Origin of the sequence: Streptomyces alkaliphilus (genome assembly GCF_014141535.1) — a bacterium.
GTDB lineage: Bacteria > Actinomycetota > Actinomycetes > Streptomycetales > Streptomycetaceae > Streptomyces > Streptomyces alkaliphilus.
The window spans coordinates 1-3,069 of sequence record NZ_VKHT01000634.1 but is presented as its reverse complement, the minus strand read 5'-3'; the positions used below and the strand labels follow the sequence as shown (position 1 = coordinate 3,069).

The following is a 3,069-nucleotide window of genomic DNA, read 5'->3' as shown; positions in this document are numbered from 1 at the left end:
CCCCTCCCCGGAGCCCCGATCCGCCGCCCGGGAACCGAATCATTCGGTCTCGCATGGTGAACCCCGTACCGGACACGCCGCCCGGTGCGTGAGACTGGACACCCGAGGGATACCCCGGCACGCCGCCCCACCCCGGGCGGATCCCGGGCCACTGCGAAAGGCGAGATCACATGGTGAGTGCGCGTCCGCTGAAGGTGGCGCTGTTGGGCTGTGGAGTTGTCGGCTCACAGGTGGCCCACCTGATGACGACGCACGCGCACGACCTCGCCGCCCGCATCGGTGCCCCCGTCGAGCTGGCCGGGGTGGCGGTCCGCCGCCCCGACCGGGTGCGCGAGGGCGTGCCCCCGGAGCTGGTCACCACCGACGCCGCCGCGCTGGCCGCCCGCGAGGACATCGACGTCGCGGTGGAGGTCATCGGCGGCATCGAGCCCGCCCGCTCGCTGATCGCGGCCGCCTTCGAGGCCGGCGCCAGCGTGGTGACGGCCAACAAGGCGCTGCTCGCCGAGGACGGCCCCGCGCTCTACGCGATGGCCGAGAAACACGGCGCCGACCTCTACTACGAGGCCGCCGTCGCCGGCGCCATCCCCCTGCTGCGTCCGCTGCGCGAGTCGCTGGCCGGCGACACCGTCAACCGGGTGCTGGGCATCGTCAACGGCACCACCAACTTCATCCTCGACCGGATGGAGTCCTCCGGCATGGGCTACGGCGAGGCGCTCGCCGAGGCGACCGCCCTGGGCTACGCGGAGGCCGACCCGACCGCCGACGTCGAGGGCTTCGACGCCGCCGCCAAGGCCGCGATCCTCGCCGGCATCGCCTTCCACACCCGGGTCCGGCTGGACGACGTGCACCGCGAGGGCCTGACCGAGGTCACCGCCGCCGACATCGCCTCCGCCCGCCGCATGGGCTGCACGGTCAAGCTGCTGGCGATCTGCGAGCGGGCCGCCGACGGCCGCTCGGTCACCGCCCGCGTCCACCCGGCGATGATCCCGCTGACCCACCCGCTGGCCTCGGTCCGCGAGGCGTACAACGCGGTCTTCGTTGAGGCCGACTCCGCCGGACGACTGATGTTCTACGGGCCCGGCGCCGGCGGCGCGCCCACGGCCTCCGCCGTCCTCGGCGACCTCGTCGCGGCCTGCCGCAACAAGGTCACCGGCGCGCGCGGCCCGGGAGAATCGGCGTACACGCAGCTCCCGGTGGCGCCGATGGGCGAGGTGGTGACCCGCTACCACATCAGCCTGGACGTGGCCGACAAACCGGGTGTGCTCTCGCAGGTGGCGGCGGTCTTCGCGGACCACGACGTGTCGATCGACACCGTCCGCCAGCAGGGCAAGGACGGCGAGGCGTCCCTCGTGGTGGTCACCCACCGCGCGCCGGACGCGGCGCTGTCCGCCACCGTCGACACCCTGCGCGGCCTGGACACCGTGCGCGGGGTGGCGAGCATCATGCGGGTCGAAGGGGAATGACGAAAGCAGTGGACACCATGGACGTGACGCGCGAGACCGGGGCGGTCCCCGCCCCCCGCACCACCGGCCGGCAGTGGCGCGGTGTGATCGAGGAGTACCGGGACCGGCTGCCGGTCGGCCCGGACACGCCCGTGGTGACGCTGCGCGAGGGCGGCACGCCGCTGGTGCCCGCGCAGGTGCTCTCCGAGCGCACCGGCTGCGAGGTCCACCTGAAGGTGGAGGGCGCCAACCCCACCGGGTCCTTCAAGGACCGGGGCATGACGATGGCGATCACCGCCGCGAAGGAGGCCGGCGCCAAGGCGGTGATCTGCGCCTCCACCGGCAACACCTCCGCCTCGGCCGCCGCCTACGCGGTGCGCGCGGGCATGGTGTGCGCGGTGCTGGTGCCCACGGGCAAGATCGCGCTGGGCAAGATGGGTCAGGCGCTGGTGCACGGCGCCCGCATCCTGGAGGTCGAGGGCAACTTCGACGACTGCCTCACCCTGGCCCGCGACCTGTCCGACCGTTACCCGGTGGCGCTGGTCAACTCGGTGAACCCGGTGCGCATCGAGGGTCAGAAGACCGCCGCCTTCGAGATCGTGGACATGCTCGGCGACGCCCCCGACATCCACGTGCTGCCGGTCGGCAACGCCGGGAACATCACGGCCTATTGGAAGGGCTACCGGGAGTACGCCGCCGACGGGCCGGCGACCCGCACCCCCCGCATGTGGGGCTTCCAGGCCGCCGGCGCGGCGCCGATCGTGCGCGGCGAGCCGGTGAAGGAGCCCTCCACGATCGCCACCGCCATCCGGATCGGCAACCCGGCCTCCTGGACGCAGGCCGAGCGGGCCCGCGACGAGTCGGGCGGGCTGATCGAGGCCGTCACCGACCGTCAGATCCTGGCCTCCTACCGGCTGCTGGCGGCCCGCGAGGGCGTGTTCGTGGAGCCGGCGTCGGCGGCCTCGGTGGCGGGGCTGCTCAAGGCGGCCGACGAGGGTCGGGTGGAGCCGGGTCAGCGGATCGTCTGCACGGTGACCGGCAACGGCCTGAAGGACCCCGACTGGGCGGTGGCGGGCGCGCCGCAGCCGGTGCGGGTGCCGGTGGACGCCGAGGCCGCCGCGCGCCGGCTCGAGCTGGCCTGATCCGGGCCCTCACCCGGCTGTTCCCGGGTGTCCTCCGGCTGCCCCCGGGCGGCTCCGCCACGGCGGGCCCGCCCGGGACGGAGCCGACGTCACGGGCCCCCGCCGCCCCGGGGGGTGGCCCCACGTCACCCGTTCGGGGGATCGGTGGGCCTCGTTCCCCGGCCGGAGCCCGTGCCGGAGGCCGGGCCCGAACGGCCCCCGGGAGGCCCCGGGTACGTCCGCCACGGGAACACCGGCGCACGACCCCGGTCGCCGGACGTTTGTGCCGGGCCCCGCCGGGGGAAGCTCCCGGCGAGTCGGTCCGGGGAGGGTGCGGGCCGGCCCGACGCCGTTCGCGGTGGTTCGGGGAGACCGGTCCCGTTCGGGGTCGGTGGTCGGGGTACGGCCCGATGTCGGCGACACGTCGACGGTCGGCGGGTACGCCCTGTATCGCCCCTGAACCTTCCTTCGATAGGCTGGTATTCGTTCCGGCGCGGGGTCTTTGC

The 3,069-nt window shown here is 74.5% G+C and carries 2 protein-coding genes; both read left to right on the top strand.

Translation table 11 applies throughout. The features are described 5' to 3' along the window. The first annotated feature begins 170 nt into the window (after positions 1-170). On the top strand, positions 171-1,463 hold the full coding sequence (locus FNQ90_RS17755) for a homoserine dehydrogenase (protein ID WP_143619766.1): 1,293 nt from the start codon (positions 171-173) through the stop codon (positions 1,461-1,463). Between the two features lie 17 nt (positions 1,464-1,480). Then, positions 1,481-2,584 (top strand): threonine synthase, encoded by a 1,104-nt coding sequence (gene thrC / locus FNQ90_RS17750; protein WP_182607284.1) that lies wholly within the window; start codon positions 1,481-1,483, stop codon positions 2,582-2,584. Positions 2,585-3,069: the final 485 nt, after the last annotated feature.